This is a genomic window from Roseateles sp. (assembly GCF_047654785.1).
Lineage (GTDB): Bacteria > Pseudomonadota > Gammaproteobacteria > Burkholderiales > Burkholderiaceae_C > Pelomonas.
The window spans coordinates 672,271-697,419 of record NZ_JASGKQ010000001.1 but is presented as its reverse complement, the minus strand read 5'-3'; the positions used below and the strand labels follow the sequence as shown (position 1 = coordinate 697,419).

Annotated in this window: 29 protein-coding genes; 12 read left to right on the top strand and 17 right to left on the bottom strand. The window is 72.9% G+C overall.

Features of this window, described 5'->3' with window-relative positions:
• Positions 1-19 precede the first annotated feature (19 nt).
• Entirely contained in the window at positions 20-1,264 is a 1,245-nt protein-coding gene (gene lysA, locus QM788_RS03245; protein ID WP_415660023.1) for a diaminopimelate decarboxylase, read from the bottom strand.
• A gap of 70 nt (positions 1,265-1,334) precedes the next feature.
• Here lysA and QM788_RS03240 point away from each other — a divergent pair, with 70 nt between their 5' ends.
• Positions 1,335-2,255 carry a LysR family transcriptional regulator gene (locus QM788_RS03240; protein ID WP_415660022.1) on the top strand — a complete coding sequence of 307 codons (921 nt, stop codon included), beginning with the start codon at positions 1,335-1,337 and terminating at the stop codon, positions 2,253-2,255.
• On the opposite strand, the gene QM788_RS03235 is transcribed toward QM788_RS03240, so the two are convergent.
• The 5 genes from QM788_RS03235 to xseB form a co-directional block, all read right to left on the bottom strand.
• Positions 2,210-2,629, bottom strand: coding sequence for a type II toxin-antitoxin system VapC family toxin (locus QM788_RS03235; RefSeq protein ID WP_415660021.1), 420 nt, complete (start codon positions 2,627-2,629; stop codon positions 2,210-2,212). The two genes, QM788_RS03240 and QM788_RS03235, sit on opposite strands and share 46 nt — an antisense overlap.
• A gap of 73 nt (positions 2,630-2,702) precedes the next feature.
• Complete coding sequence (locus QM788_RS03230) at positions 2,703-2,939, bottom strand: type II toxin-antitoxin system Phd/YefM family antitoxin (protein ID WP_415660020.1); 237 nt, start codon at positions 2,937-2,939, stop codon at positions 2,703-2,705.
• Between the two features lie 73 nt (positions 2,940-3,012).
• Positions 3,013-4,905, bottom strand: a complete 1,893-nt coding sequence (dxs, locus tag QM788_RS03225; RefSeq protein ID WP_415660019.1) for a 1-deoxy-D-xylulose-5-phosphate synthase — start codon at positions 4,903-4,905, stop codon at positions 3,013-3,015.
• A gap of 14 nt (positions 4,906-4,919) precedes the next feature.
• Positions 4,920-5,807: a polyprenyl synthetase family protein gene (locus tag QM788_RS03220; RefSeq protein ID WP_415660018.1), complete on the bottom strand. Its 888-nt coding sequence runs from the start codon at positions 5,805-5,807 to the stop codon at positions 4,920-4,922.
• A gap of 3 nt (positions 5,808-5,810) precedes the next feature.
• The gene (gene xseB / locus QM788_RS03215; protein WP_415660017.1) at positions 5,811-6,062 is read right to left on the bottom strand and encodes an exodeoxyribonuclease VII small subunit; all 252 of its coding nucleotides are present in this window, start codon (positions 6,060-6,062) and stop codon (positions 5,811-5,813) included.
• Between the two features lie 228 nt (positions 6,063-6,290).
• On the opposite strand from xseB, the gene QM788_RS03210 reads away from it, so the two are divergent.
• The 4 genes from QM788_RS03210 to QM788_RS03195 all read left to right on the top strand — a co-directional run bounded on the left by QM788_RS03210 (position 6,291) and on the right by QM788_RS03195 (position 9,730).
• A complete protein-coding gene (locus tag QM788_RS03210) occupies positions 6,291-7,493 on the top strand; it encodes an aromatic ring-hydroxylating oxygenase subunit alpha (RefSeq protein WP_415660016.1) in 1,203 nt (400 codons plus the stop codon).
• A 19-nt stretch (positions 7,494-7,512) separates the two neighbouring features.
• Positions 7,513-8,397, top strand: coding sequence for a DMT family transporter (locus QM788_RS03205; protein ID WP_415660312.1), 885 nt, complete (start codon positions 7,513-7,515; stop codon positions 8,395-8,397).
• Entirely contained in the window at positions 8,394-9,227 is an 834-nt protein-coding gene (locus tag QM788_RS03200) for a sulfurtransferase (RefSeq protein ID WP_415660311.1), read from the top strand. The genes QM788_RS03205 and QM788_RS03200 overlap by 4 nt, the downstream gene beginning before the upstream one ends.
• 68 nt (positions 9,228-9,295) lie before the next feature.
• Positions 9,296-9,730: a universal stress protein gene (locus QM788_RS03195; protein ID WP_415660015.1), complete on the top strand. Its 435-nt coding sequence runs from the start codon at positions 9,296-9,298 to the stop codon at positions 9,728-9,730.
• A 5-nt stretch (positions 9,731-9,735) separates the two neighbouring features.
• Here QM788_RS03195 and QM788_RS03190 read toward each other — a convergent pair whose 3' ends face one another.
• Both QM788_RS03190 and QM788_RS03185 read right to left on the bottom strand, forming a co-directional pair.
• Positions 9,736-10,527, bottom strand: coding sequence for a ZIP family metal transporter (locus tag QM788_RS03190; protein WP_415660014.1), 792 nt, complete (start codon positions 10,525-10,527; stop codon positions 9,736-9,738).
• Between the two features lie 73 nt (positions 10,528-10,600).
• Positions 10,601-11,464, bottom strand: coding sequence for a dienelactone hydrolase family protein (locus QM788_RS03185; RefSeq protein ID WP_415660013.1), 864 nt, complete (start codon positions 11,462-11,464; stop codon positions 10,601-10,603).
• Positions 11,465-11,524: 60 nt separating this feature from the next.
• On the opposite strand from QM788_RS03185, the gene QM788_RS03180 reads away from it, so the two are divergent.
• Positions 11,525-13,015: an exopolyphosphatase gene (locus tag QM788_RS03180; protein WP_415660012.1), complete on the top strand. Its 1,491-nt coding sequence runs from the start codon at positions 11,525-11,527 to the stop codon at positions 13,013-13,015.
• Between the two features lie 29 nt (positions 13,016-13,044).
• Here the strand turns inward: QM788_RS03180 and QM788_RS03175 are convergent, their stop codons facing one another.
• Complete coding sequence (locus QM788_RS03175) at positions 13,045-13,506, bottom strand: SixA phosphatase family protein (RefSeq protein ID WP_415660011.1); 462 nt, start codon at positions 13,504-13,506, stop codon at positions 13,045-13,047.
• 42 nt (positions 13,507-13,548) lie between these two features.
• Entirely contained in the window at positions 13,549-15,627 is a 2,079-nt protein-coding gene (ppk1, locus tag QM788_RS03170; protein ID WP_415660010.1) for a polyphosphate kinase 1, read from the bottom strand.
• 66 nt (positions 15,628-15,693) lie between these two features.
• On the opposite strand from ppk1, the gene QM788_RS03165 reads away from it, so the two are divergent.
• The 5 genes from QM788_RS03165 to QM788_RS03145 all read left to right on the top strand — a co-directional run bounded on the left by QM788_RS03165 (position 15,694) and on the right by QM788_RS03145 (position 20,252).
• Positions 15,694-16,581: a hypothetical protein gene (locus QM788_RS03165; protein WP_415660009.1), complete on the top strand. Its 888-nt coding sequence runs from the start codon at positions 15,694-15,696 to the stop codon at positions 16,579-16,581.
• 34 nt (positions 16,582-16,615) lie between these two features.
• A complete protein-coding gene (gene recJ, locus QM788_RS03160) occupies positions 16,616-18,352 on the top strand; it encodes a single-stranded-DNA-specific exonuclease RecJ (RefSeq protein ID WP_415660008.1) in 1,737 nt (578 codons plus the stop codon).
• A gap of 4 nt (positions 18,353-18,356) precedes the next feature.
• Complete coding sequence (locus QM788_RS03155; protein WP_415660007.1) at positions 18,357-19,223, top strand: 3',5'-nucleoside bisphosphate phosphatase; 867 nt, start codon at positions 18,357-18,359, stop codon at positions 19,221-19,223.
• Between the two features lie 15 nt (positions 19,224-19,238).
• Positions 19,239-19,874: an L-threonylcarbamoyladenylate synthase gene (locus QM788_RS03150; protein WP_415660006.1), complete on the top strand. Its 636-nt coding sequence runs from the start codon at positions 19,239-19,241 to the stop codon at positions 19,872-19,874.
• 147 nt (positions 19,875-20,021) lie between these two features.
• Positions 20,022-20,252: a hypothetical protein gene (locus QM788_RS03145; protein ID WP_415660005.1), complete on the top strand. Its 231-nt coding sequence runs from the start codon at positions 20,022-20,024 to the stop codon at positions 20,250-20,252.
• Between the two features lie 104 nt (positions 20,253-20,356).
• Here the strand turns inward: QM788_RS03145 and QM788_RS03140 are convergent, their stop codons facing one another.
• Both QM788_RS03140 and ppk2 read right to left on the bottom strand, forming a co-directional pair.
• Positions 20,357-20,701, bottom strand: coding sequence for a glutaredoxin family protein (locus QM788_RS03140; protein WP_415660004.1), 345 nt, complete (start codon positions 20,699-20,701; stop codon positions 20,357-20,359).
• 90 nt (positions 20,702-20,791) lie between these two features.
• Entirely contained in the window at positions 20,792-21,697 is a 906-nt protein-coding gene (ppk2, locus tag QM788_RS03135) for a polyphosphate kinase 2 (protein WP_415660003.1), read from the bottom strand.
• A 132-nt stretch (positions 21,698-21,829) separates the two neighbouring features.
• Between ppk2 and QM788_RS03130 the strand changes: the two genes are divergently transcribed.
• On the top strand, positions 21,830-22,219 hold the full coding sequence (locus QM788_RS03130; protein ID WP_415660002.1) for a BlaI/MecI/CopY family transcriptional regulator: 390 nt from the start codon (positions 21,830-21,832) through the stop codon (positions 22,217-22,219).
• Positions 22,220-22,327: 108 nt separating this feature from the next.
• Here QM788_RS03130 and QM788_RS03125 read toward each other — a convergent pair whose 3' ends face one another.
• The 5 genes from QM788_RS03125 to ybaK form a co-directional block, all read right to left on the bottom strand.
• Positions 22,328-22,507, bottom strand: a complete 180-nt coding sequence (locus QM788_RS03125) for a hypothetical protein (RefSeq protein ID WP_415660001.1) — start codon at positions 22,505-22,507, stop codon at positions 22,328-22,330.
• A gap of 199 nt (positions 22,508-22,706) precedes the next feature.
• Positions 22,707-23,486 (bottom strand): MBL fold metallo-hydrolase, encoded by a 780-nt coding sequence (locus QM788_RS03120; protein ID WP_415660000.1) that lies wholly within the window; start codon positions 23,484-23,486, stop codon positions 22,707-22,709.
• Positions 23,487-23,572: 86 nt separating this feature from the next.
• On the bottom strand, positions 23,573-23,929 hold the full coding sequence (locus QM788_RS03115) for a RidA family protein (protein WP_415659999.1): 357 nt from the start codon (positions 23,927-23,929) through the stop codon (positions 23,573-23,575).
• A complete protein-coding gene (plsY, locus tag QM788_RS03110) occupies positions 23,926-24,597 on the bottom strand; it encodes a glycerol-3-phosphate 1-O-acyltransferase PlsY (RefSeq protein ID WP_415659998.1) in 672 nt (223 codons plus the stop codon). The genes QM788_RS03115 and plsY overlap by 4 nt, the downstream gene beginning before the upstream one ends.
• A complete protein-coding gene (gene ybaK, locus QM788_RS03105; protein WP_415659997.1) occupies positions 24,594-25,088 on the bottom strand; it encodes a Cys-tRNA(Pro) deacylase in 495 nt (164 codons plus the stop codon). Before ybaK ends, plsY begins: the two co-directional genes overlap by 4 nt.
• Positions 25,089-25,149 lie beyond the last annotated feature (61 nt).

Below are 25,149 nucleotides of genomic sequence, written 5' to 3'. Positions count from 1 at the left end.
GATGCAGATCCCCGAATTGTCAGACCTCCAGCGCCAGCAGCTCCTCCACCGTCTGCCGGCGGCGGATGCGCCGGGCGGCCTCGCCGTCCACCAGCACCTCGGCCGCCAGCGGCCGGCTGTTGTAGTTGCTGGACATGGACGCGCCATAGGCGCCGGCGTCGTGGATGACCAGCAGGTCGCCCACCTGCGCCGCGGGCAGCGCGCGCGTCAGCACCTCGCCGCCGGGGCCTTGCGTGAACACGTCGCCCGACTCGCACAGCGGCCCGGCCACGACGCACTCGCCCACCGGCCGCGCCGCGCCGTCCGGCGGCAGCAGCGTCATCGCGTGGAAGCTGCCGTACAGGGCCGGCCGCATCAGCTCGTTGAAGCCGGCGTCCACCAGCACGAAGCGGTTGGCGCCGGCGTTCTTCACCGCCCGCACCTCGGCCAGCAGCACGGCGCTCTCGGCGACCAGGTAGCGGCCGGGCTCCAGCTCCAGCGTCAGCGCATGGCCGACCAGCGCCTCGGCCTCGCGGCGCGCGGCGTCCCACAGGCCGAAGTAGTGGTCCACGTCGATGCCCGCGTCGCCCTCGCGGTAGGGAATCGACAGCCCGCCGCCGGCCGAGATCGCATGCAGGTCATGCCCCGCCGCCACCGTCTCGCGCACCAGCCCGACCATCGCGCCGCTGACCTGCGCCAGGTGCCCGTAGTCCACGCCCGAGCCGATGTGCATGTGCAGGCCCATGAGCATCAGGCCGTGCTGGCGGATCGCGGCCAGCGCCGCGCCCAGGTCCGCATGCCAGATGCCGTGCTTGCTGTGCTCGCCGCCGGTGTTGGTCTTGTGGCTGTGGCCGTGGCCGAAGCCGGGGTTGATGCGCAGCCAGACCCGGTGGCCCGGCGACGCGGGGCCCAACTGGTGCAGCATGTCGATGGAGCCGGCGTTGACGGGGATGCGGTGCTCGACGACGGTGGCCAGCGTCGCGCGGTCCAGCAGGTCGGCGGTGAAGACGATCTCGTCGCCGCCCGGGACGTAGCCCGCCGCGAGCGCCCGCAGGATTTCGCCGCGCGACACCGCATCGACCTTCACGCCCTCGGCGCGCAGCAGCCGCAGCAGGTGCGTGTTGGAGCAGGCCTTCTGCGCGAAGCGCACCACGTCGAAACGCTGCAGCGACGCGGCGCGGGCGCGGACCGTCGCGGCGTCGTAGATCCACAGCGGCGTGCCGTGTTCGGCGGCGAGGGCTTGCAGGCGGGCGGGGTTCAGGGCGGCGGGCAGGGTCTGGGTCATGGCCGGCAGCATGCCGCCGCCGGACCATTCAATCAAATTGCAATCTGTCGGCGGACAATCCATTCCTGATATGGACATCCAGCACCGCCACATCGAAGTCTTCCGCGCCGTCATGGCCGCCGGCAGCGTCACCGGCGCCGCCGCGCTGCTGCACACCTCGCAGCCGACGCTCAGCCGCGACCTCGCGCGGCTGGAGCAGCTGCTGGGCTATGCGCTGTTCGACCGCGACCGCGGCCGGCTCAAGGCCACGGCGCGGGCGCGGGTGCTGTTCGACGAGGTGGAACGCAGCTTCCAGGGGCTGGCGCGCGTCATCGAGCGCGCGCAGGCGCTGGGCCGGGACGAGGATGCCGAACTCAGCGTGCTGAGCCTGCCCGCGCTGAGCCACGCGCTGCTGCCCGGCGCGCTGGCCGCGCTGCTGGCCGGCCACCCCGGCGCGCGCGTCGCCATCACGCCGGCCGAGCCGCCGCTGCTGGATGCGTGGATGGGCGAGCAGCGCTTCGACCTGGGCCTGGCCGAGCAGGCCACGCCGCGGCCCGGCCTGCGCGTGGAGCCGGTGCTACAGGCCGACGAGGTGGCGCTGCTGCCCGCCGGCCATGCGCTGGCCGCCAAGGCGCGGCTGGCGCTGAAGGACTTCGCCGGCCAGGACTTCGTCAGCCTGGCCGCCGACGACCCCTACCGGCTGGAGATCGACGCCCGCTTCGACGCGGCCGGCATCGCCCGCCGGCTGCGCGTGCAGACGCACAGCGCGGTGGCCGTCTGCGAACTGGTGCGCGCCGGGCTGGGGCTGGCCATCGTCAACCCGCTGACGGCGGCGGCCTGCGCGGGCGCCGGGCTGGCGGTGCGGCCGCTGGCGGTGTCGATTCCCTACCGCGTGTCGGCGCTGATCCCGCTGCACCGGCCGGCACAGCCGCTGGTGGATGCCTTGCTCGGCGCGCTGCGGCGGGCTCAGATCGAGCCGTCCAGCGCCAGCAGATGGCCCGCACGGGCGTAGTCCAGCAGCTTCTCGTCCACGGTCACGAGGGCCGCGCCCAGCGCCCGCGCGGTGGCCGCGAGGATGCGGTCGGCCGGGTCGCCATGGACCATGCCCGGCAACCGGCTGCTGGCCACGGCGATGCCCACGCTCAGGGCTTCCAGCCGGAGGTTCAGCCTGGCCAATGCCTCGTCGAGCCACTGCTCCACGTCCTGCGCCAGCGCCAGCCGCCCCTTGGCGACCAGCATCGCCACCTCCCAGGCCGAGATCGCGGACAGGTGCAGCGCGCCGGCGGCGGCGGCCCGGTTGATCGCCGCGCGGGCGTGCGGCCCGACCCGCTCGTCGCCGTGGGCGAACCAGACCAAGATGTGCGTGTCCAGCAGCAGCCGGGTCATGGAGGCCCCCTCCGGCCTGCGGCCGATCCCGCCGAACGGGAGCGAGCGCGCTTGGGGCGGCCCGGCGCCGCGCTCACCGCTCGGCGCCCCAGTCCTCGTCCAGCGGCGCCAGCAGGTCGCCCTGCCGGACGACGCTGCCGCGCATCGCCCCGAACAGGTCGGGCGCCTGCGCCGGCTCGATGGGCACCATGCGCGCCACCGGGCGGCCATGCTTGGTGATGGTCAGCGGCGCCTTGCTGCGCTCCACCTCGTCGAGCAGGCGCAGGCAATGCGCCTTGAAGACGGTGGCGGGAACGATGTGGGCGCTCATGACGTCAGCTCCAAAATGACCATTTCTTGTGGTCATTTTGGGTCGCCCGAGGGCTCGGGTCAATGCGGTGGCGTCAGCGGCTGGCCGCCCGCACCACCGCCGGCCGCTCGCCGAAGCGCTTGACGATGCTGGCCTCGATGCCGGCCGCGTCCAGGCCGCACAGGCCCATCAGCTTGGCCGGGTCGCCGTGCTCGACGAACTCGTCGGGCAGGCCGAGCTGCAGCACGGGCAGGCTGACGCCGGCCGCGTTCAGCGCCTCGGTGACGGCGCTGCCGGCGCCGCCCATCACGCAGCCGTCCTCGACGGTGACCAGGGCGTCGTGCGTGCGCGCCAGCTCCAGCACCAGCGCCGCGTCCAGCGGCTTCACGAAGCGCATGTTGGCCACCGTCGCGTCCAGGCGCTCGGCCGCCTGCAGCGCCGGGTAGAGCAGCGTGCCGAACGCGAGGATCGCCACGCGCTGGCCCCGGCGGCGCACTTCGCCCCGGCCCCAGGGCTGGGCCGTCATCGCCTTGGCGGGCGCGACGCCCGCGCCCGCGCCGCGCGGGTAGCGCACGGTGACGGGGCCGTCGTGCAGGAAGCCGGTGTACAGCGCCTGCCGGCATTCGTCCTCGTCGGCCGGCGTCAGGATGGCCATGTTGGGGATGCAGCGCGTGTAGGCGATGTCGTAGTTGCCGGCGTGCGTCGCGCCGTCGGCCCCCACCAGCCCGGCGCGGTCCAGCGCGAACAGCACCGGCAGGTTCTGGATGGCCACGTCATGCACCATCTGGTCGTAGGCGCGCTGCAAGAACGTCGAGTAGATCGCCACCACCGGCTTCAGGCCCTCGCAGGCCAGGCCGGCGGCGAAGGTGACCGAATGCTGCTCGGCGATGCCCACGTCGTGGTAGCGCTGCGGGAAGCGCTTGTGGAACTCCACCATGCCCGAGCCCTCGCGCATCGCCGGCGTGATGCCGACCAGCCGCGCATCGGCCTCGGCCATGTCGCACAGCCAGTCGCCGAAGACCTGGGTGAAGGTGAGCTTGGGCGGCGTGGCGGGCTTGACGAAGCCGACGGCCGGGTCGAACTTGCCGGCCGCAGCGTGGTACTTCACCGGGTCGGCCTCGGCCAGCTTGTAGCCCGCGCCCTTCTTCGTGACGATGTGCAGGAACTGCGGGCCGCTCTTGCCGCGCAGGTTCTCCAGCGTCGGCACCAGCGCGTCCAGGTCGTGGCCGTCGATGGGGCCGACGTAGTTGAAGCCGAACTCCTCGAAGATCGTGCCGGGCACGACCATGCCCTTGGTGTGTTCCTCGAACTTGCGCGCGAATTCGTACAGCGGCGTGTTCTTCAGCACGCTCTTGGCGCCCTCGCGCGCGGCGGCGTAGAAGCTGCCGCTCATCAGCCGGGCCAGGTATTTGTTCAGCGCGCCGACCGGCGGGCTGATGGACATGTCGTTGTCGTTCAGGATGACCAGCACGTCGCCCAGCAGGCCGCCGTGCGCCACGCCGGCGTTGTTCAGCGCCTCGAAGGCCATGCCGGCCGTCATCGAGCCGTCGCCGATGATGGCCACGGCCTTGCGGTCCTCGCCCTTGAGCTTGGCGGCCATCGCCATGCCGTGCGCGGCGGAGATGCTGGTGGACGAGTGGCCGGTGCCGAAGGTGTCGTACTCGCTCTCGTCGCGGCGCGGGAAGCCGCTGATGCCGCCCAGCTGGCGCAGCGTGCCCATGCGGTCGCGGCGGCCGGTCAGCACCTTGTGCGGATAGGTCTGGTGGCCCACGTCCCACACCAGCCGGTCGTCCGGCGTGTTGAACACGTAGTGCAGCGCCACGGTCAGCTCGACGGTGCCGAGGTTGGAGCCCAGGTGGCCGCCGGTGCGCGAGACGCTCTCCAGCACATAGGCGCGCAGCTCGTCGGCCACGCGGCGAAGCTCGGTGCGCGGCAGGCGGCGCAGGTCGGCCGGGCTGTCGATGCTGTTCAGCAACCTGTAGTCCATGGCGGTCCCTTGGGTCAGTTGTCGCGCTCGACGACGGAGTCGGCCAGCAGGCTGAGGTGGCTCACGTCGGCCAGGCCGGTGGCGGCCAGCGCCGCCTTGGCCTCGGCGCGCAGTTGCTGCGCCAGCGCGCGCGCCGCGTCCAGGCCCAGCACGCTGACGTAGGTGGGCTTGTTGGCGTCCTGGTCCTTGCCGGCGGTCTTGCCGAGCACGTGCGACTCCTGCGTCACGTCCAGGATGTCGTCGACCACCTGGAAGGCCAGGCCCAGCGCCGCGCCGTAGCCGGACAGCCCGGCCGTGGCCTGCGCCGAGGCCGGCCCGCAGGCGGCGCCCATCATCACGCTGGCCTGCAGCAGCACGCCGGTCTTGCGGCGGTGCATGTCGCGCAGCGTGGCCTCGTCCAGCGGCTTGCCGATGCTGGCCAGGTCGATGGCCTGGCCGCCGGCCATGCCGTCGTGGCCCGACGAGCGCGCCAGCAGCGCGCACAGCCGCGCCTGCAGCGCGGGGGCGATGCCTTCGTCGGGCGTCAGCACCTCGAAGGCCAGCGCCTGCATCGCGTCGCCGGCCAGCATGGCCCGGGCCTCGCCGAACTGCACATGCGTGGTCGGCTTGCCGCGGCGCATCACGTCGTCGTCCATGCAGGGCATGTCGTCGTGCACCAGCGAGTAGGCGTGGATCAGCTCGACCGCGCAGGCGGCGCGCATCGCGGCGAAGCGCTCGCCACCCACCGCCGCGCAGCTGGCCAGCACCAGCAGCGGGCGCAGCCGCTTGCCGCCGCCCAGCACCGCGTAGCGCATCGCCTCGCCGAGGCCGGCCGGCGCGTTCGCCGGCACCAGCTCGTCCAGCGCCGCCTCGACGGCGGACAGGGATGTCGCCACCCAGTGGTCAAAGTCCTTTGCATCCATGATTCAGGAGCCCTCCCAGGCCTTCAATTCCGCCCCGTCCAGCAGCTTCACCTGCTGTTCCACCGCCTGCAGCCGGTCGCGGCACAGCGTCAGCAACTGCGCCCCGCGCTGGTAGCTCTGCAGCAGCTGGTCCAGCGGCAGCTGCTGCCCTTCCATCGCCGCCACCAGCCGCTCCAGCTCGTCGAGCGCCTGCTCGTAGCTGGGTTCCGGGCCGTCCGACGCGGCCGCCTTGGTGCGGGGCGAGGTTTTTGTCATTTCAAAACGCGAAACGGCGATTGTAGTCAGCGGCCCCCGCGTTGCCATGTCACCTGGTGCAACGGTCGGCTGCGCGCCACGGTGCGCGGGTAGAATCGCCCGCCCTTCCTGGCCAGCGCGTGCGCGCGCGAGGCCTTCCCCCAACCACCTAGCAACCTGGCCGACTCGGCATGCCCGAGATGCGCCGGAGGGACGCAGCACCCCACTTCGCCTGAAAGACCGCCCGGAATGTCCGACCTGAGCCTTCCCGTCTCGGCGCTACAACGCAGCCGGACCCAGCTCCCGGTGAGCGCCTACTTCGACCCCGATCTGTTCCAGCGCGAACAGGCCGGCATCTTTCAGCGAGGGCCCCGCTATGTCGGCCATGCACTGGCCGTGCCCGAGGTGGGCGACCACTATGCACTGCCGCAGGAGGGCGAAGGCCGGGCACTGGTGCGGTCGGCACAGGGCATCGAGCTGATCTCCAACGTCTGCCGCCACCGCCAGGCGCTGATGCTGCGCGGACGCGGCAACACGCGGGCCAACATCGTCTGCCCGCTGCACCGCTGGACCTATTCCCACCAGGGCGAGCTGATCGGCGCGCCGCACTTCGACCACGACCCCTGCCTGAACCTGAACCGCTACCCGCTGCGCGAATGGAACGGCCTGCTGTTCGAGGACAACGGCCATGACGTCGCCGCCGAGCTGGCCCGCCTCGGCCCGCGCGCGCCGCTGGACTTCTCCGGCTACGTGCTCGACAAGGTGCAGGCGCACGAGTGCCACTACAACTGGAAGACCTTCATCGAGGTCTACCTGGAGGACTACCACGTCGGCCCCTTCCACCCCGGCCTGGGCGGCTTCGTCACCTGCGACGACCTGGCCTGGGAGTTCGGCAAGCACTACTCGGTGCAGACCGTGGGCGTGCACAAGGAGCTGGAGCGCCCCGGCTCGCCGGTCTACCAGCGCTGGCACGACCAGTTGCTGAAGTACCGCGCGGGCCGCCCGCCCGAGGCCGGCGCGATCTGGCTGACCTACTACCCGCACATCATGGTCGAGTGGTACCCGCACGTGCTGGTGGTCTCGACGCTGCACCCGCAGGGGCCGCAGAAGACGCTCAACCTCGTCGAGTTCTACTACCCCGAGGAGATCGCCGCCTTCGAGCGCGAGTTCGTCGAGGCGCACCAGGCCGCCTACATGGAGACCTGCGTGGAGGACGACGAGATCGCCGAGCGCATGGACGCCGGCCGCAAGGCGCTGATGCAGCGCGGCGACGACGAGGCCGGCCCGTACCAGAGCCCGATGGAAGACGGCATGCAGCACTTCCATGAGTGGTATCGATCCCACCCCCTGCTGGCTTCGCCAGCCCCCTCAAGGGGGCATGGCGAAGCCGGCTCTGCGGCAGTCGCCGGGTCAGACACTGCGGCCGCAACCAGCGCCGGCAAAGAAGCCTGACGTGCCCGCACCGCTGCTCATGGCGCTGGCGACGCTGCTGTTCGCCTCCATGGGCGTCTGCGTCAAGCTGGCCAGCGACCTCTACGCCGCCAGCGAGATCGTCATGTACCGCGGCCTGGTCGGCATGGTGCTGATGGCGATCCTGACGAAGCAGCGCGGCCTGAGCCTGAGGACCGCCGTGCCCGGCATGCACCTGTGGCGCAGCATCTCCGGCGTCGCGGCGCTGTGCCTGTGGTTCTACGCCATCGGCCAGCTGCCGCTGGCCACGGCGATGACGCTGAACTACATGTCCTCGGTCTGGATGGCGCTGTTCCTGCTCGGCGGCGCGGTGCTGCTGGGCGCGCAGCGGCTGGACTGGCGGCTCGTCGCCGCCGTGCTGCTGGGCTTCGTCGGCGTCGCGCTCATCCTGCGGCCCACGCTGGACCAGCGCCAGCTCTGGCACGGCCTGGCCGGCCTGGTGTCGGGCATGCTGTCCGCGATGGCCTACCTGCAGGTCACGGCGCTGGGCCGCGCGGGCGAGCCCGAGCTGCGCGTCGTCTTCTACTTCTCGGTCGGCGGCGCCCTGGCCGGCGCGCTCATCACCGCCGTCCTGGTGGGCGGCCTGCACGGGCACACGCCGAAGGGCGCGGCGCTGCTGCTGGCCGTGGGCCTGTTCGCCACCGCCGCCCAGGTGCTGATGACGCGCGCCTACGCGATCGGCCGGCCGCTGGTGAACGCCTGCCTGCAGTACCTGGGCATCGTGTTCTCCTTCGGCTACGGCATGCTGTTGTTCGACGACCCGCTGACGCCAAGCGCCACCCTGGGCATGGTGCTCATCGTCGGCGCCGGCCTGGCCGCCACGCTGCTGCGCGCCCGGGTCGCCCCGCCGCCCAGGGACAGCCAGTTCAACCCCGCAGAGTCCTGACGATGACCCGCTACACGACCCTCATCACCCCGGCCGAACTGCGCGCGCTGCTGCACGCCGCCGCGCCGCCGCTGCTGCTCGACTGCCGCTTCGACCTCGCCGACCCCGCCGCCGGCGAGCGCGCCTACGCCGCCGGCCACCTCCCCGGCGCGCACTACCTGCACCTGGACCGCGACCTGTCCGGCGCGAAGACCGGCGCGAACGGCCGCCACCCGCTGCCCGCGCGCGACGACCTCGCCGCGCGGCTGCGCGCGCTCGGCCTGCGCACGGGCCGCCAGGTCGTCTGCCACGACACGCAAGGCGGCCCCTACGCCGCGCGCTGCTGGTGGCTGCTGCGCTGGCTGGGCCATGCCGAAGTCGCCGTGCTGGACGGCGCCTGGGACGGCCCGCTGACGACCGACGTGCCCACCGCCACGGCGACCGACTGGCAGCCCGCCGCGCCCCTGGTCGGCCACATCGACGCCACCGCGCTGCTCGCGCAGCTGGGCCGCGTGCGCCTCATCGACGCGCGCGCGCCCGAGCGCTTCCGCGGCGACGTGGAGCCGCTGGACCGGCAGGCCGGCCACATCCCCGGCGCCAGCAACCGCTGCTTCCGCGACAACCTGGATGCCGACGGCCGCTTCAAGCCCGCCGACCAGCTGCGCGCCGAGTTCCAGGCCCTGCTCGCGCCCTTCGCCGAGGCCGAGGTGGTGCACCAGTGCGGCTCCGGCGTCACCGCCTGCCACAACCTGCTCGCGATGGCCCACGCCGGCCTCGGCGACGGGCGGCTCTACCCCGGCTCGTGGAGCGAATGGTCGGCCGACCCGGCCCGCCCGATCGCGCGGGGTTGACGGCGCGCAAACACGGCGCCCGCCGCGCGGCGCACACTGGGGCTCCACGCAACGACAGGAGGCTCCCCATGTTCCAGCGCATCCTCGTCCCGACGGACGGCTCCGACATCACCACCAACGCGGTCAACATGGCCATCCAGCTCGCCAAGGTGCACGGCGCGGAGCTGCTGACGCTCAGCGTCATGGAGCCCTTCCCGTACAGCGCCGTCTCCGAGATCCAGCCGGTGCCGCCGCAGGAATTCATCGACGCGCAGCAGCGCGTGGCCACGCAGCGCGTCGAGGCCGTCCATGCCGCGGCCGCCGCGCAGGGCCTGGCCTGCCGCATGCACACCGTCGAGGCGCTGCACGCCTGGGAGGCCATCGTCGACCACGCCAAGGCCGAGCACGCCGACCTCATCGTCATGGCCTCGCACGGCCGCACCGGCCTGGCCTCGCTGCTGCTCGGCAGCGAGGCGCAGAAGGTCATCACGCACGTCGAGCTGCCGGTGCTGATCGTGAAGTGACGTGGTCAGTGCGCGTGGCCGTGGTCATGCAGCAGCGTGGCCACGGCCAGCGCCACGCCCAGGCCCACGGCCAGCCAGGCCACCTGGGCCAGCGTCTCGCGCCAGGCCAGGCGCTGCTGCAGCTGCGGCAGCAGGTCGGCCACCGAGATGTAGATGAAGCTGCTGGACGCCAGCACCAGCAGGTAGGGCAGCACGCCCTCGAAGCGGCCGATCAGGAAGTAGCCCAGCACGCCGCCCAGCACCGCCGCCATGCCCGACAGTGCGTTGAACAGCAGCGCCTTGGCGCGGCTGAAGCCGGCGTTCAGCAGCACGATGTAGTCGCCCACCTCCTGCGGGATCTCGTGCGCGACGATGGCCAGCGCCGTCGCCGCGCCGAGCTTCACGTCGGTCAGGAAAGCGGCGGCGATGATCGCGCCGTCGCAGAAGTTGTGGATGCTGTCGCCCACCAGCACCGTGAAGCCGCCGCGCCCGGCCTGCTCGGCGTCGAAGTGGTGATGGTGGTGGTGCCCGTCGTCCTCGTGGTGGTGGGTGTGGCGGTACAGCTCCACCTTCTCCAGCAGCCAGAAGAACAGCAGCCCGGCGAGCAGCACGGCGAACAGCGCCTGCGGCTCGGCGGTGTGGCTCTCGAAGGCTTCGGGCAGCACGTTCAGCAGCGAGGTGCCGAGCAGGATGCCGGCCGACAGGCTGACCAGGCTTTTCACGAGGCGGGTCAGCACGCCGACGGTGAGGCTGGCGGCGACCAGCACCGACAGCAGCCCGCCCGCGAAGGTGGCGAGCACGATATACAGAAGAGTCATCGGATTCGGCAAAACAACGGGCCGCGAACGTTCGCGGCCCTTCTGCTGTCAGCCTAGCAGAGCTGTCAAGCCATCACGCCACGCCATGCTTTCGGAACCATCCGAGGCAGCGCCGCCAGCCGTCATCGGCCTCCGTGCGGCGGTAGCTCGGGCGGTAGTCGGCATGGAAGGCGTGCGGCGTGTCGGGGTAGACGACGAACTCGCACCGGGTGTTGCCCGCGTCCTTCAGCGCCGCCTCCAGCTGCGCCAGCGTGTCGGCGGGGATGCCGGCGTCCGCGCCGCCGTACAGGCCCAGCACCGGCGCCCGGATGCGGGCGGCCAGCTCGATGATGCTCGGATCGCCCGCGTGGTAGCTGCGCGCCACCGGGCCGTACCAGGCCACGGCCGCGGCCAGCCCGGGGTTGTGCGCGGCGTAGCGCCAGGTGGCGCGGCCGCCCCAGCAGAAGCCGGTGATGCCCAGCCGGGACGTGTCGCCGCCCTGCGCGGCCGCCCAGGCGACGGCGGCGTCCAGGTCGCCATTGACCTGCGCGTCGCCGGCCTTGCTGACGACCTCGCCGATCAGCCTGGGGATGTCGGTGTAGGCGCCGGCATGGCCGTGGCGGGCGAACAGCTCGGGCGCGATGGCCAGGTAGCCCTGCCTGGCGAAACGCCGGCACACGTCGGCGATGTGCTCATGCACGCCGAAGATCTCGCTGGCCACCAGCACCACCGGCAGCTGCGTCCCGTCCTGCGGCGCGGCGCGGTAGGCGGGCATCGCGAAGCCGGCCACGTCGATGGTGACGGGGCCGGCCACCAGGCCGGCGGCGTCGGTGCTGATGGCCTGCGCCGCCACCGGCAGCACGGCGGCCGCGAAGCCGCTGCCCACCGTGGTCTGCACGAAGCCGCGGCGGCTGAAGCGGCGGCCGGGGGCGAGGCTGTCGATCTCTGCGTCCAACATGGCGGGCGTCTCCAGTGCGGTCACGAAGGGTGCCGAATTTTGCCCCGACAATCCGCCGCCATGACGACGCGCCCTGCCCCCGGCCACGACATCTGGGCCTCCATCGACATCGGCTCCAACAGCTTCCGCCTGGAGCTGGCCCGGCTGTCCGGCGAGCGCTACCAGCGCATCCGCTACATCAAGGAAAGCGTGCGCCTGGGCGCCGGCCTGGACGACGAGGGCCTGCTGACCGAGGAGGCCATGCAGCGCGGCCTCGCCTGCCTGCAGGGCTTCGGCGAGCAGCTCGCCGGCATCCCGGCCCGGCGCATCCGCGCGGTGGCCACGCAGACGCTGCGCGAGGCGCGCAACCGCAACGCCTTCCTGGCCCGCGCCGAGGCCGTGCTGGGCCATCCGGTGGAGGTGATCTCGGGCCGCGAGGAGGCCCGGCTGATCTACGCCGGCGTGGCGCGGCTGCAGCCGTCGGACAAGCCGCGGCTGGTCATCGACATCGGCGGGCGCTCGACCGAGATGATCCTGGGCCGCGCCGCGAAGCCGCGGCGGGCCGAGTCGTTCGGCGTCGGCAGCGTGGGCCTGTCGATGCGCTTCTTCGCGGACGGCCGCTACACGGCGGACGCCTTCCGCGCCGCGCAGGTGGCCGCCGGCGCCGAGCTGGAGGAGGCGCTGACGCTGTTCCGCCCCGCGCTGTGGCGCGAGGCGCTGGGCTCGTCGGGCACGGTGGGCGCGGTGTCGCAGATCCTCGCCGCCAACGGCCAGACGGACGGCCGCATCACGCCGGCCGCGCTGCGCTGGTGCATCGAGCAGTGCCTCGCCGCCGGCTCGCAGGACCGGCTGCAGGTCGCCGGCCTGAAGGACGACCGCCGCCCGGTCGTGGCCGGCGGCCTGTGCATCCTCTACACGCTGCTGACGCAGTTCGGCATCCCGGAGCTGCTGCCCACCAAGGGCGCGCTGCGCCAGGGCGTCATCTTCGACCTGGCCGAGCGCCTGCAGCCCGGCGCCGCGCGCGACCCGCGGGCCGCGTCGGTCGCCGAGCTGCAGCGGCGCTTCGGCGTGGACCTGGCCCAGGCCGACCGCGTGGCCGCGCAGGCCGAGGCGCTGTACCGCGGCATCGCCGCCCGGCCCGCGCCCGAGCTGCTGCGCGAGCTGCGCTGGGCGGCGGCGCTGCACGAGGTCGGCATGCTGGTGTCGCACCACGACCACCACCGCCACAGCGCCTACGTGATCGCCCACATGGACGCCGCCGGCTTCTCCACCAACCAGCTGCAGCGCCTGTCCACGCTGGCGCTGGGCCAGCGCGGCGGCCTGCGCAAGATCGAAGGCCAGCTGGCCGACGCGGGGCTGCTGGAACAGCTCGTCGCGCTGCGCCTGGCCGTCATCCTCTGCCACGCACGCACCACCGTCACCGGCACGCCGAAGCTGGCGCGCGACGGCAAGCGGCTGACGCTGCGCTGCCCGAGGAGCTGGTCCGACGGCCAGGCGCGCACGCGCTTCCTGCTGAAGGAAGAGGCCGAGGCCTGGCAGCGCAGCGGCGTGCTGGAGCTGCTGCTGGCCTGAGAAGGGGTGAACGAGCCCGGCTTGGCGGCTCAGAGCGCGTCCGGCCCCTGCACCGCGTGCAGCGTGACCTCGGGCCCGCCGTCGCGCTGGCGCCAGCGCAGCCACCACACGGCGCCCTTCTTGACGGCCCAGTCCTGCGCCGCGCCGGCCAGCAGCTGGGCGGCCAGCCGGCCCAGCGTGGGCTGGTGGCCGCAGATCAGCACCGGCTCGCCGGCGCGGGGCCAGCGCGCGGCGTCGAGCAGCGCGGCAGCGGGCGCGTCCGGCGCGAGCGCCGGCACGATGCGCAGTTCGCGGCCCAGCGCCTCGGCCGTCTGCCGGCAGCGCAGCGCAGGGCTGGCGAGCACGCGCGTGCTCGCGGGCAGCCGGTGGTTCAGCCAGGCGGCCATGCGCCGCGCCTGGCGCTCGCCCTTGGGCGTGAGCGCGCGCTGCAGGTCGTCCTGGCCGGGGGCGATGACCTCGGCCTCCGCGTGGCGCCACAGGATCAGGTCCATGCATTCATCCCGGTTCGCACCGGACCCGCCGGGCCGAGGTGCTCAGGCATTTTCACTGTAGCGCCGCATCAGTGCCTGCTGGGCACTGATGCCGCCTTCGCCGCCGAGCCGCACCGAGCGGCCGTCCGGCCCGAGCTGCCAGGCGTCCAGCGTGTCGTGCAGGTAGGGCACCAGCGCCTCGTCGATGACGCGCTGGCGCAGCTTGGCGTCCGCCACCGGCCAGGCCACCTCGATGCGGCGGAACATGTTGCGGCTCATCCAGTCGGCGCTGGACAGGAACAGCGCCTCGCCCGGGTCCGCCTCGTCGCCCTCCGCCCAGCGGAAGTAGCACACGCGCGAATGCTCCAGGAAGCGGCCGACCACCGAGCGCACGACGATGTTCTCGCTGACCCCCGGCAGCCCCGGCGGCAGCATGCAGGCGCCGCGCACGATCAGGTCGATGCGCGCGCCGGCCTGGGCCGTGCGCAGCAGCGCGTGGATGAGCTGGGCGTCGGTCAGCGCGTTGATCTTCACGACCACGCGCGCGTTCCGGTAGCCCGCGCGCGCCGCGGCCTCCACCTGCGCCAGCAGCTCCAGCATGCGGCTGTGCATGTTGAACGGCGCCAGCAGCATGCGCCGCGGCGCCTTGAACTTGCCCAGCGACGCGAGCTGGCGGAACACCGAGTCGGCGTCGGCCGTCAGGTCGGCGTCGGCGGTCAGCAGGCCCAGGTCGGTGTAGAGCCGGGCCGTCCTGGGGTTGTAGTTGCCGGTCGAGAGGTGGCCGTAGCGGCGCAGCCGGCTGCCCTCGCGGCGCGTGATCAGCAGCAGCTTGGCATGCGTCTTGTAGCCGACGATGCCGTACACCACCTGCGCGCCCACGGCCTCCAGGCGCTCGGCCCAGTTGATGTTGGCCTCCTCGTCGAAGCGCGCCTTCAGCTCGACGACGGCCATCACCTCCTTGCCGCGCCGCGCCGCCTCGATCAGCAGGTCCATCAGCTCGCTCTTGGCGCCGGTGCGGTAGATGGTCTGCTTGATGGCCAGCACGTCGGGGTCGTCGACCGCCTCGCGCAGCATCTGCACCACCGGCTCGAAGCTCTCGAACGGATGGTGCAGCAGCACGTCGCCCTTCCTCAGCCGCTCCAGGATGGACTTGTGCCGCGGCAGCCGGCGCGTCGGCCAGGCGGGCTCGTAGGGCTTGAAGCGCAGGCCGGCGGCGTCGGTCTGGTCGATCAGCTCGTTGAGCCGCACCAGGTTGACCGGCCCGTTGACGCGGTACAGCGCCGCGCCCGGCAGGCCGAACTGCTCCAGCAGGAACTCCGACAGCTCCGTCGGGCAGCTGTTGACCACCTCCAGCCGCACCGCGCGGCCGAAGTGGCGCGTCGTCAGCCCCGAGCGCAGCGCGTGGCGCAGGTTGGCGACCTCCTCCTCGTCCACCTCCAGGTCGGAGTCGCGCGTGACGCGGAACTGCGAGAACGCCTCCACCTTGCGGCCCGGGAACAGGTCCTCCAGGTGGGCGCGGATCACGCTGGTCAGCAGCACGTAGAGCTGGGCGCCGTTGCTGAGCTGCGCCGGCAGCTTGATGACGCGCGGCAGCACGCGCGGCACCTTGACGATGGCGATGCGGTTGTCGCGCCCGAAGGCGTCCTTGCCCGACAGCCGCGCGATGAAGTGCAGCGACTTGTTGGCCACCTGCGGGAACGGGTGCGCCGGGTCCAGCCCCACCGGCACCAGCAGCGGCTTGACCTCGCGCTCGAAATAGCGCGACACCCACTGCCGCTGCGGCTCGTCGCGGTCGGCGTGGTTCAGGATCAGGATGCGGCGCTTGCGCAGCAGCGGCGTGATCTGCTCGTTGAGGATGTGGTACTGCTCGTCGATCAGCGCATGCGCGGCGCGGCCCACGCGCTCCACGTCCTGGCCGGTCACGGCGCTCAGCGGGTCGCGCGCGGCCTCCAGCATGTCGGCGAAGCGCACCTCGAAGAACTCGTCCAGGTTGCTCGAGACGATGCAGATGTAGCGCAGCCGCTCCAGCAGCGGCACGTCCTCGCGCTGGGCCTGGGCCAGCACGCGGCGGTTGAACTCCAGGGTGGCCTGCTCGCGGTTGAGCAGCTTCAGCGGCGCGGTCGGCGGGGGGGCGTCGGTCATGGTGAAAAGTGTATGAAGCCCATGTGACAGCCGCTTGAAATGGCCCGCCCGGGATAATCCGGCGCCATGCATTTGATGATCCCCCATGCCGGCGCGCTGGACGAGGCCGCGCGGCATGCGTTCTCCGGCCTGGCCCTGCCCCACCTGGCCGCGCTGCTGGCCCGGCTGGACCCGGCCGAGACCTGGGGCAGCGACGAGTTCTCGCCCCACCCGCCCCACCACCTGGCGCTCGCCGCGCTGCGCGGCCAGCCCGAGCCCAGCGCCGCCGCCTGGGCGCTGGACGCCGGGCCGGAGCTCGCCTGGGCGCTGCTGTCGCCCGTCCACCTGGCCGTCGGCAGCGACGGCGTGGACGTGCTGCCGCCCGCCGCGCTGCAGCTCAGCGAGTCCGACGCCGCGCACCTGGCCGGCGCGCTGCGCGAGCTGTGGCCCGAGTCCGAGGGCTGGCAATGGCGGCTGCTGGACGCGACGCGCTGGGCCATCGGCCACGCCAGCGCGCTGGACGGCCTGCAGGCCGCCAGCATCGAGCGCGCCGCCGGCCGGCCCATCGAGCCCTGGCTGCCCGACAGCCGCGTGCTGCGCCGCTGGCAGAACGAGGCGCAGATGCGGCTGCACGGCCACCCGCTGAACGCCGGGCGCGAGGCGCGCGGCGAGCACGCGGTCAACTCGGTCTGGATCGGCGACATCGGCCGCAGCGGCGGCCGCGCCGCCGACGTGGCGGTGGACGCGCGCCTGACCATGCCGCTGCTGGCCGGCGACCTCGCCGCCTGGGCCGAGGCCTGGCAGCGGCTGGACGCCGGCCCGCTGGCCGCGCTGGCGGCCGATGCCGAGCCCAGCCTGACCCTGTGCGGCGAGCGCCTGGCGCGCCGCTTCACCGCGCAGCCGCGCTCCTTGCTGAGCCGGATCCGGCGCCGCTTCCAGGCGCCCGACCTGGCCGCCGTGCTGGAGGCGCTGTGAACCGCCGCCCGCCGGCACGCGCCCGGAGGCGGCCATGAACGCGCCCCGGCTGGTCGAGCGCGACGTGCCGCCGCGCACCGCCTGGGCGCTGGAGCAGGCCGGCGTCGCGCCGCTGCTGGCCCGGCTGCTGGCCGCGCGCGGCGTGCGCGAGGCCGCGGAGCTGGACGAAAGCCTGCAGCAGCTGCTGCCGCCGTCGGGCCTGAAGGGCCTGCCCGAGGCCTCGCGCCTGCTGGCCGACGCCGTCCAGCGCGGCGAGCGCATCGTCGTCGTCGCCGACTACGACTGCGACGGCGCCACCGCCTGCGCCGTCATGCTGCGCGGCCTGCGGCTGCTGGGCGCCGCGCCCGCGCAACTGGGCTACGTGGTGCCCGACCGCGCCGTGCACGGCTACGGCCTGACGCCCGCCATCGTCGACCTGGCGCTGGCGCAGACGCCGCAGCTGCTGGTGACGGTGGACAACGGCATCGCCAGCCTGGCCGGCGTGGCGCATGCGCGCGCGCAGGGCCTGAAGGTGCTGGTGACCGACCACCACCTGCCCGCGGTCGTCGACGGCGCCACCGTCGTGCCCGAGGCCGACGCCATCGTCAACCCCAACCAGCCCGGCTGCGGCTTCGCGAGCAAGTCGCTGGCCGGCGTGGGCGTGGCCTTCTACGTGCTGCTGGGCCTGCGCGCCGAGCTGCGCGCGCGCCAGGCCTTCACCGAGGCGCCGCGCCTGGACGGCCTGCTGGACCTGGTCGCGCTGGGCACCGTGGCCGACGTGGTGAAGCTCGACGCCAACAACCGCCGCCTCGTCGCCCAGGGCCTCAGGCGCATGCGCGGCGGCCGCGCGCAGCCGGGCGTGATGGCGCTGTTCTCGGCCGCCAAGCGCGACGCCAGCAAGGCCCAGGGCTTCGACCTCGGCTTCGCGCTGGGCCCGCGCATCAACGCCGCCGGGCGCCTGGCGGACATGACGCTGGGCATCGAGTGCCTGACCACCGACGACCCGGCGCGCGCACTGCAGCTGGCCACGCAGCTGGACGCCATCAACCGCGAGCGCCGCGAGATCGAGGGCGGCATGCGCGAGCTGGCCGAGGCGCGGCTGGACGGCCTCGTCGACGCGCTGCAGGGCGCGCTGCCGCCGGCCGTGGCGCTGTTCGACGCGGACTTCCACGAAGGCGTGGTCGGCATCGTCGCGTCGCGCATCAAGGACCGCGTGCACCGCCCCACCTTCGTGTTCGCGCGCGGCGCGGACGGGCAGCTCAAGGGCTCGGGCCGCTCGATCCCGGGCTTCCACCTGCGCGACGCGCTGGACCTGGTCGCCAAGCGCGAGCCCGACCTGCTGGCCCGCTTCGGCGGCCACGCGATGGCGGCCGGCGCGACGCTGGCCCGCGGCGAGGTCCACGACGTGGACCGCTTCGCGCTGGCGCTGGCCCGCGTCGCCGAGGAGTGGCTGAACGAGCACGACCTGACCCGCACGCTGCGCCACGACGGCGCGCTGCCGCCCGAGGCCGCCACGCCCGAGACCGCGCGGCTGCTGGACGCGCAGGTCTGGGGCCAGGGCTTCGAGCCGCCGGTGTTCTGCGACCGCTTCGAGCTGGTCTCGCAGCGGCTGGTCGGCGAGAAGCACCTCAAGGTGAGGCTGCGCCAGGGCGGCCGGCTCATCGACGGCATCTGGTTCAACCACGCCGACATGCTGCCCGAGCGCGTCACGCTGGCCTACCGGCTCAGCCTGGACGAATGGCAGGGCCAGCAGCGGATGCAGTACGTCGTCGAGGCCGCGCAGCCACAATAGCGGCGTGAACCTCGACGCCACGCTCAACGCCGACCTGCACTGCCATTCGGTCGTCTCCGACGGCACGCTGACGCCCGAAGCCCTGGCCGCCCGCGCCCGGGCCGCCGGCGTGCGGCTCTGGGCGCTGACCGACCACGACGAGATCGCCGGCCAGCAGCGCGCCCTGGACGCCGCCCGCGCGCTCGGCCTGCCCTACCTGACCGGCACCGAGATCTCGGTCACCTTCGCCGGCCGCGTCGTGCACATCGTCGGCCTGGGCTTCGACCACGAAGCCGCCGAGCTGGCCGAGGGCCTGCGCGCCACGCGCGGCGGCCGCGGCGCCCGCGCCCGCGAGATGGCCGCCGGGCTGGCCGCCGCGGGCATCCCCGGCGCCTACGAGGGCGCGCTGAACTACGTCGGCAACCCCGACCTGATCTCGCGCACGCATTTCGCGCGCTTCCTGGTGGACGCCGGCCACTGCCACGACATCCCCGAGGTGTTCCGCCGCTTCCTGACCGAGGGCCGCCCCGGCTTCGTGCCGCACCGCTGGGCGGCGCTGCGCGACGCGGTGGGCTGGGTCACGCGGGCCGGCGGCATCGCCGTCATCGCCCACCCGGGCCGCTACGGCTTCACGCCGACCGAGGAATACGCCCTCATCACCGAGTTCATGGCCCACGGCGGCCGCGGCATCGAGGTCGTCACCGGCAGCCACACGCCGGCCGAGTTCGTGCAGTACGCCGACACCGCGCGGGAGTTCGGCCTGCTCGCCTCGCGCGGGTCCGACTTCCACTCCCCCGACGAAAGCCGCATCGACCTCGGCGCGCTGCCGCCGCTGGCGGCCGGGCTGACGCCGGTGTGGGCCGAACTCGCCCACCGCATCCACCACGCCTGAGACGGCGCCCCGACGATGGCCCAGCTCTTCGAAGTCCACCCCGACAACCCGCAGCCGCGCTTCCTGCGCCAGTGCGCGCAGATGCTGCAGGCCGGCGGCCTCGGCGCGATCCCGACGGACTCCAGCTACGCCCTCGTCTGCCGGCTGGACGACAAGGCCGCCGCCGAGGCGCTGCGGCGCGTGCGCGGCGTGGACGACAAGCACCACCTGACGCTGCTGTGCCGCGACCTGTCCGAGCTCGCCGCCTACGCGATGGTGGACAACCGCCAGTACCGGCTGCTCAAGCTCGCCACGCCCGGCGCCTACACCTTCATCCTGCCGGCCACCAAGGAAGTGCCGCGCCGCCTCTCGCACCCGAGCCGCCGCACCATCGGCCTGCGCGTGCCGGACCACCGCACCACGCAGGAGCTGCTGGCGCTGTTCGGCGAGCCGCTGCTGTCCACCACGCTGATCCCGCCCGGCGACAGCGAGGCGCTGAACGACGCCGCCGAGGTCAGCGAGCGGCTGGACCGCCAGCTGCAGTTCGTGCTGGACGCCGGCGCCTGCCCGGCCCAGCCGACCACGGTGCTGGACCTGAGCCAGGGCGACGAGCCGGTGCTGGTGCGCCAGGGGCGGGGCGACGTGGCGCGGCTGGGGCTGCAGCTCGGCTAGCGCGCCGCCCATCCCGCGTTGTCGCAGTTCATCCAGCGTGGCCCGCGCTTGATCGCAGGCCCGTGGCGGCATGCGCGCCCATTGCCGACACTGAGGCCATCGAACCCGCAATCATGCGGTTCGAAACTCACCGGAACGGAGTCCATCATGAGCCAACGCACCGCCTTCTTCGCCGCCGCCCTCGCCCTGTCCGCCGTCGCCGCGCCGGCCGCCGCCCCGCGGGACGTCGTCAAGCTGGAGCGCGTCGTCATCACCGGCAAGGCCAGCCGCGAGCTCGCGCAGCTGCCGCGCGTCATCGTCAACGGCTACAGCGAAGCCACGCTGCTGCGCAACGCCACGCTGGCCGCCGCCAAGGCCGCACCGGGCCAGCGCGCCTGAACCGGGCGCCCGGCCCATGCCGATCGCCAGGCCCTCGTCCCACCCCACCGCCGCCGAGCCGAGTCGCCAGCGCAGCCGAGCCCGCGCTGGCGACTCGGCCCGGCCTATTTCAGGATGTCCAGCAGGCGCGCCCGGTCGAAGCCGATGACGCGCTGGCCGCGCACCACCAGCGTGGGCGTGCCGACGGCGCCCAGCGCCTCGTAGTCCGCCCGGCATTGCGCATCGCGCTCGATGAAGCACTCGCGGAAGGGGATGCCCTCGTCCGCCATCCAGCGCCGCGCGGCGGTGCACCAGCCGCAGGTCTCGGACGAGATCATGCGGATGTCGCCCGGCTGCGCGTGCCGGGCGAGCTGCGCGGCGTCCCGCGACGCGACATGGCCGCGCCAGCCCCACGAGGCCAGCGCCGCGACGCCGATGACGGCCAGCAGCGAGAGTGGCGGCGATTTCATGCCGCCATCCTAGGGCCTGCTCAGCCTGAATCCGGCAGTTGGGCATGCCCGAGGGGCTGGCGAGGCGGGCCGCTGGCAAGGCGCGACGACTCAGTAGACCTCGGGCACGAAGAGCTCGTCCGGCACCGGGTGGCGGATGTAGTCCTCGTGGCGCTCGCGCACCGGCAGCACGATGTCGGCGTGCGGCACCTCCTGGTAAGGCATCTGCGAGAGCAGGTGGCTGATGCAGTTCAGCCGCGCGCGCTTCTTGTCGTCGGCCTTGACCACCCACCATGGCGACTCCGGGATGTGGGTGCGCTCCAGCATCACCTCCTTGGCCTTGGTGTACTCCTCCCAGCGGCGGCGCGATTCCAGGTCCATGGGGCTGAGCTTCCACTGCTTCAGCGGATCGTGGATGCGGCCCAGGAAGCGGATGCGCTGCTCGTCGTCGCTGATCGAGAACCAGTACTTGATCAGCTGGATGCCCGAGCGCAGCAACATGCGCTCGAACTCGGGCGCGGTGCGGAAGAACTCCTCGTACTGCTCGTCGGTGCAGAAGCCCATCACGCGCTCGACGCCGGCGCGGTTGTACCAGCTGCGATCGAACAGCACGATCTCGCCGGCCGCCGGCAGGTGCGACACGTAGCGCTGGAAATACCACTGCGTGCGCTCGCGGTCGTTGGGCGCCGGCAGCGCGGCCACCCGGCACACGCGCGGGTTCAGCCGCTGCGTGATGCGCTTGATGACGCCGCCCTTGCCCGCCGCGTCGCGGCCCTCGAACAGGATGACCACCTTGTGGCCGGTGTGCTGCACCCAGTCCTGCAACTTCACCAGCTCGCTCTGCAGGCGGAACAGCTCGCGGAAATAGCGCTGCCGCTCGCCGGCCGGCTCGGCCACCGGCACGCCGGGCCCGGCGCCATGGTTGCGGTCGTCGAGCTCCAGCTCCAGTTCTTCGTCGAAATCGTCGCGCAGGTCGCGGTGGATGCGCTTCACCAGGTCATCGTCGTAGGCGTTCACGGAGGGCTCCGGGCCGCGGAAGGCGGCCTGTCGGCGCCGAGCTTGGCAGCGCCGTGTGGCAGCGGTGTGAAAACCCGCGCTTGACGGATTCGTTTACACCCGTAATCACTCGCATCGTTTACAAGCGTAATCATGACCCCGTCCCCCAGCACCCCACCGACGATCAGCGAGGCCGAGGCCCGGGTCATGCAGCAGCTCTGGCAGCACGCGCCGCAGGCCGCCGACGAGATCGCCGCCGCGCTCGGCCCGCAGCAGGGCTGGCAGCCCGCCACCGTGAAGACGCTGCTGAACCGCCTGCTGCAAAAAGGCGCGCTGACGGCCGAGCGCGACGGCCGGCGCTTCCTCTACACGCCGGCCTTCCCGCGCGAGGCCTGGGCGGCGGGCGAGGGCCTGTCGCTGATCGACCGGCTGTTCGGCGGCCGCCTCGCGCCGCTGGTGGCGCAGTTCGCGTCGGCGCGCCGGCTCAAGCCCGAGGACGTCGCGGCGCTGAAGGCGCTGCTGAAGGCGCAGGACCATGGCTGACGCGCTGCGGCCCCTGCTGCTGCGCCGGGCGCTGCTGCTGAGCCTGGGCGCCGCGCTGCTGTGGGGCCTGCGGCCCCTGCTGCTGAAGCGGCTCGGCGCCGGTGCCGCCTACGCGGCCTGGTGGCTGGTGCCGGCCCTGCTGCTGACGCCCGCGCTGCCGCGGCCGGCCCGGGAGCCGCTGCGCGTGGCGCTGCAGGCCGCCACCGGCGGCCCGGCCTGGCCACGGCCTGGCTGGCGCTGTGGCTGGCTGGCGCGGCGCTGGCCGTGGCGGTGCAGGCCCTCAGGCAATGGCGCCTGGGCCGCTGGGGCGAGCGGCTGCCGGCCGGCAGCAGCCCGGCCCTGGTCGGGACGCGCCGGCCTCCGGGGAGCGTATCGAGCAGCGCATCGGCGGCGCCGACGGCGTCCCGCCGCTGCAGCTGGCCCGCGTGGTCACGCTGCTGCCGGCGGATTTCAAGCTGCCGGCGAAGACCGCGGCCGTGACCGGGCCTCAGCCCGGCACGCGGTAGTTCGCCGGCCCGAACAGGTCGATGCCGCACTCCAGCCCTTCGACCCAGGCGATGAACTCGCCGATCGCCGCGCCCACCATCGGCGCGCCGTGCTGGGGGGCGATCATCCGGATGTCGAGCTGGCGGGCCATCGCGGCCCACAGCCGCAGCACCTTGTTGCTGACCATGTAGCGGCGGTGGAAGCCCTCCATGCGCGGGATGTGCGCGGCCAGCGAGCTGACCGGCCGCCCCGGGTCGAGCTCCGCGCCGAGCGAGGCGCCGAGGTCGCCGGAGAAGAGGATGCGGCTGACCGGGTCGTAGAACTGGAAATTGCCCTCGGCGTGCAGGAAGTGCGCCGGCAGCGCCCACAGCTCGAAGCGGTCGTCGCCGCTGCCCAACTGCAGGCGCTGGCCGGCGTCGGGCAGGCCGACGATGCGGCCCGCCGTCTTGCCCGGCTTGCAGAAATGCGGCGCGAAGCGCTCCCAGACGCGCGAGATGTAGACCGGTGCCTCGGTGGACGTCATCCAGCGGTCCAGCGACGCGATGATGTCCGGGTCGGCGTGCGAGGCCAGGATGGCGGCCAGCTTGTGCGGCCGGAAGAAGGCCGACATGCCCAGGTACAGCTCGTTGTAGGCGATGTTGCCGCCCGGGTCGAGGATGGCGCCGGTGTCGCCGTTGACGAGCAGGAACTGGTTGGCCTGCACCGCGTCGCCGCCCTCCTCGCCGAGGTGGCAGAACATGACGCAGACGTGCCGCCCCTGGCGGAAGAGTTCGATGGACATGCGGCCAGCCCCCTGGTGTGGTGAGCCGGCCAGCCTAGCGCCCCCGCGCGGCGGGCGGCTTGTCGCGGATCAAGAAAGGGCCGGGGTCAGACCGCCGCGGTGACGACGATCTCCACCTTCCACTCCGGCCGCGCCAGGCCGGCGATGACGGTGGCGCGCGGCGGTGCGTGGCCGGCGGCGACCCAGGCATCCCAGGCGGCGTTCATGCCGGGGAAGTCGGCGCGGTCGGCCAGGTAGATCTGCGCGCGCAGGATGCGCGACTTGTCGGTGCCGGCGCGCGCCAGCAGCTTGTCGATGGCGGCCAGCACCTGGGCGGTCTGGCCGGCGATGTCGGCACTGGCGTCTTCCGGTACCTGGCCGGCCAGGTAGGCCACGCCGCCGTACACGGCCATCTCGGACAGGCGGGCGCCGACGTCGAAGCGTTCGATGGGTTGCTTGCTCATGGTTTCTTGCGGTTCCTGGTGGGTTTGGCGGGTGGGGCTGCGGCCGGCGCCTTCTGGCCCAGCCGGCTTTCGGTGCCGGCCAGCAGCTTCCTGATGTTGGCCTGGTGGCGCCACACCAGCAGCAGGCCCATGATGATGAGGGCCAGCGCGGTGGGGCCGGCTTCCCAAATGAGCAACTGATACATCGGCGCGAACGCGGCCGACACGATGGCGGCCAGCGACGAGTAGCGGCTGAACCCGGCGATGAGGAGCCAGGTCGCCAGCGTCGCCACGCCCAGCAGCGGGTTCAGCCCGAAGATGACGCCGGCCGCCGTGGCCACGCCCTTGCCGCCCTGGAAGCGGAAGAACACCGGCCACAGGTGGCCGAGGAAGGCCGCCAGCCCGACCAGCGCCGCCGTGCCCTCGCCCAGGCCCCAGCGCCCGCCCCAGAGCAGCACGGCCAGCACCGGCAGGTAGCCCTTGAGCGCGTCGAACACCAGCGTCAGCAGGGCCGCGGCCTTGTTGCCGGAGCGCAGCACATTGGTCGCGCCGGGGTTGCCGGAGCCGTAGGAGCGCGGGTCGGACAGGCCCATCGCCCGGCTGACGATGACGGCGAAGGACAGCGAGCCGACGAGGTAGGCCGCGGCGGCGGCGAGCAGGGGGAGGAGCGTCTCTTGCATGCCCGTCATTGTGCGTTGGCGCACTGCACCGGGCGGGCGCCCAGCACCTCGGTGAGGACCCGGGGCGCGATGCCGACCAGGTAGCCGCGCCGCCCGCCGTTGATGCAGATCTTCTCCAGCGCCAGGATGCTGGACTCGACGAACACCGGCATCGCCTTGCGCACCCCGAACGGCGAGGTGCCGCCCACCTGGTAGCCGCTGTGGCGCTGCGCCACCTCGGGCTTGCAGGGCTCGACCTTCTTGCACGGGATCTGCCGCGCCAGCTCCTTCAGGCTGACGCTGCGGTCGCCATGCATCAGCACGATCAGCGGCTCGGCACGCTCGTCCTGCATCACCAGCGTCTTCACCACCGCGTGCTCGTCCACGCCCAGCTGCCGGGACGACTCGGCCGTGCCGCCGTGCTCCACGTAGTCGTAGACATGCTCGCTGAAGGCGATGCCGGCGCGCTTCAGCGCCTGGGTGGCCGGGGTTTCGCTGACATGGGCGGTCTTCTTGCTCATGCCGCCATTCTCGGGCCGCGCGAACTTGCCGATTGGCGGCAATGATTTATTGTTTTACAGT

Bases quoted from the DNA above. Each gene is read 5' to 3' on its own strand.
- ppk1 (WP_415660010.1), bottom strand. From the start codon at position 15,627: ATGACCGACGCCCCCCCGCCGACCGCGCCGCTGAAGCTGCTCAACCGC.
- xseB (WP_415660017.1), bottom strand. From the start codon at position 6,062: ATGACAAAAACCTCGCCCCGCACCAAGGCGGCCGCGTCGGACGGCCCG.
- QM788_RS03220 (WP_415660018.1), bottom strand. From the start codon at position 5,807: ATGGATGCAAAGGACTTTGACCACTGGGTGGCGACATCCCTGTCCGCC.
- lysA (WP_415660023.1), bottom strand. From the start codon at position 1,264: ATGACCCAGACCCTGCCCGCCGCCCTGAACCCCGCCCGCCTGCAAGCC.
- recJ (WP_415660008.1), top strand. From the start codon at position 16,616: ATGAACGCGCCCCGGCTGGTCGAGCGCGACGTGCCGCCGCGCACCGCC.
- QM788_RS03180 (WP_415660012.1), top strand. From the start codon at position 11,525: ATGACGACGCGCCCTGCCCCCGGCCACGACATCTGGGCCTCCATCGAC.
- QM788_RS03120 (WP_415660000.1), bottom strand. From the start codon at position 23,486: ATGTCCATCGAACTCTTCCGCCAGGGGCGGCACGTCTGCGTCATGTTC.
- QM788_RS03205 (WP_415660312.1), top strand. From the start codon at position 7,513: ATGGCGCTGGCGACGCTGCTGTTCGCCTCCATGGGCGTCTGCGTCAAG.
- QM788_RS03240 (WP_415660022.1), top strand. From the start codon at position 1,335: ATGGACATCCAGCACCGCCACATCGAAGTCTTCCGCGCCGTCATGGCC.
- QM788_RS03235 (WP_415660021.1), bottom strand. From the start codon at position 2,629: ATGACCCGGCTGCTGCTGGACACGCACATCTTGGTCTGGTTCGCCCAC.
- QM788_RS03130 (WP_415660002.1), top strand. From the start codon at position 21,830: ATGACCCCGTCCCCCAGCACCCCACCGACGATCAGCGAGGCCGAGGCC.
- plsY (WP_415659998.1), bottom strand. From the start codon at position 24,597: ATGACGGGCATGCAAGAGACGCTCCTCCCCCTGCTCGCCGCCGCCGCG.
- QM788_RS03150 (WP_415660006.1), top strand. From the start codon at position 19,239: ATGGCCCAGCTCTTCGAAGTCCACCCCGACAACCCGCAGCCGCGCTTC.
- dxs (WP_415660019.1), bottom strand. From the start codon at position 4,905: ATGGACTACAGGTTGCTGAACAGCATCGACAGCCCGGCCGACCTGCGC.
- QM788_RS03145 (WP_415660005.1), top strand. From the start codon at position 20,022: ATGAGCCAACGCACCGCCTTCTTCGCCGCCGCCCTCGCCCTGTCCGCC.
- QM788_RS03185 (WP_415660013.1), bottom strand. From the start codon at position 11,464: ATGTTGGACGCAGAGATCGACAGCCTCGCCCCCGGCCGCCGCTTCAGC.
- QM788_RS03115 (WP_415659999.1), bottom strand. From the start codon at position 23,929: ATGAGCAAGCAACCCATCGAACGCTTCGACGTCGGCGCCCGCCTGTCC.
- ybaK (WP_415659997.1), bottom strand. From the start codon at position 25,088: ATGAGCAAGAAGACCGCCCATGTCAGCGAAACCCCGGCCACCCAGGCG.
- QM788_RS03230 (WP_415660020.1), bottom strand. From the start codon at position 2,939: ATGAGCGCCCACATCGTTCCCGCCACCGTCTTCAAGGCGCATTGCCTG.
- QM788_RS03190 (WP_415660014.1), bottom strand. From the start codon at position 10,527: ATGACTCTTCTGTATATCGTGCTCGCCACCTTCGCGGGCGGGCTGCTG.
- QM788_RS03165 (WP_415660009.1), top strand. From the start codon at position 15,694: ATGCATTTGATGATCCCCCATGCCGGCGCGCTGGACGAGGCCGCGCGG.
- QM788_RS03175 (WP_415660011.1), bottom strand. From the start codon at position 13,506: ATGGACCTGATCCTGTGGCGCCACGCGGAGGCCGAGGTCATCGCCCCC.
- QM788_RS03140 (WP_415660004.1), bottom strand. From the start codon at position 20,701: ATGAAATCGCCGCCACTCTCGCTGCTGGCCGTCATCGGCGTCGCGGCG.
- QM788_RS03195 (WP_415660015.1), top strand. From the start codon at position 9,296: ATGTTCCAGCGCATCCTCGTCCCGACGGACGGCTCCGACATCACCACC.
- QM788_RS03210 (WP_415660016.1), top strand. From the start codon at position 6,291: ATGTCCGACCTGAGCCTTCCCGTCTCGGCGCTACAACGCAGCCGGACC.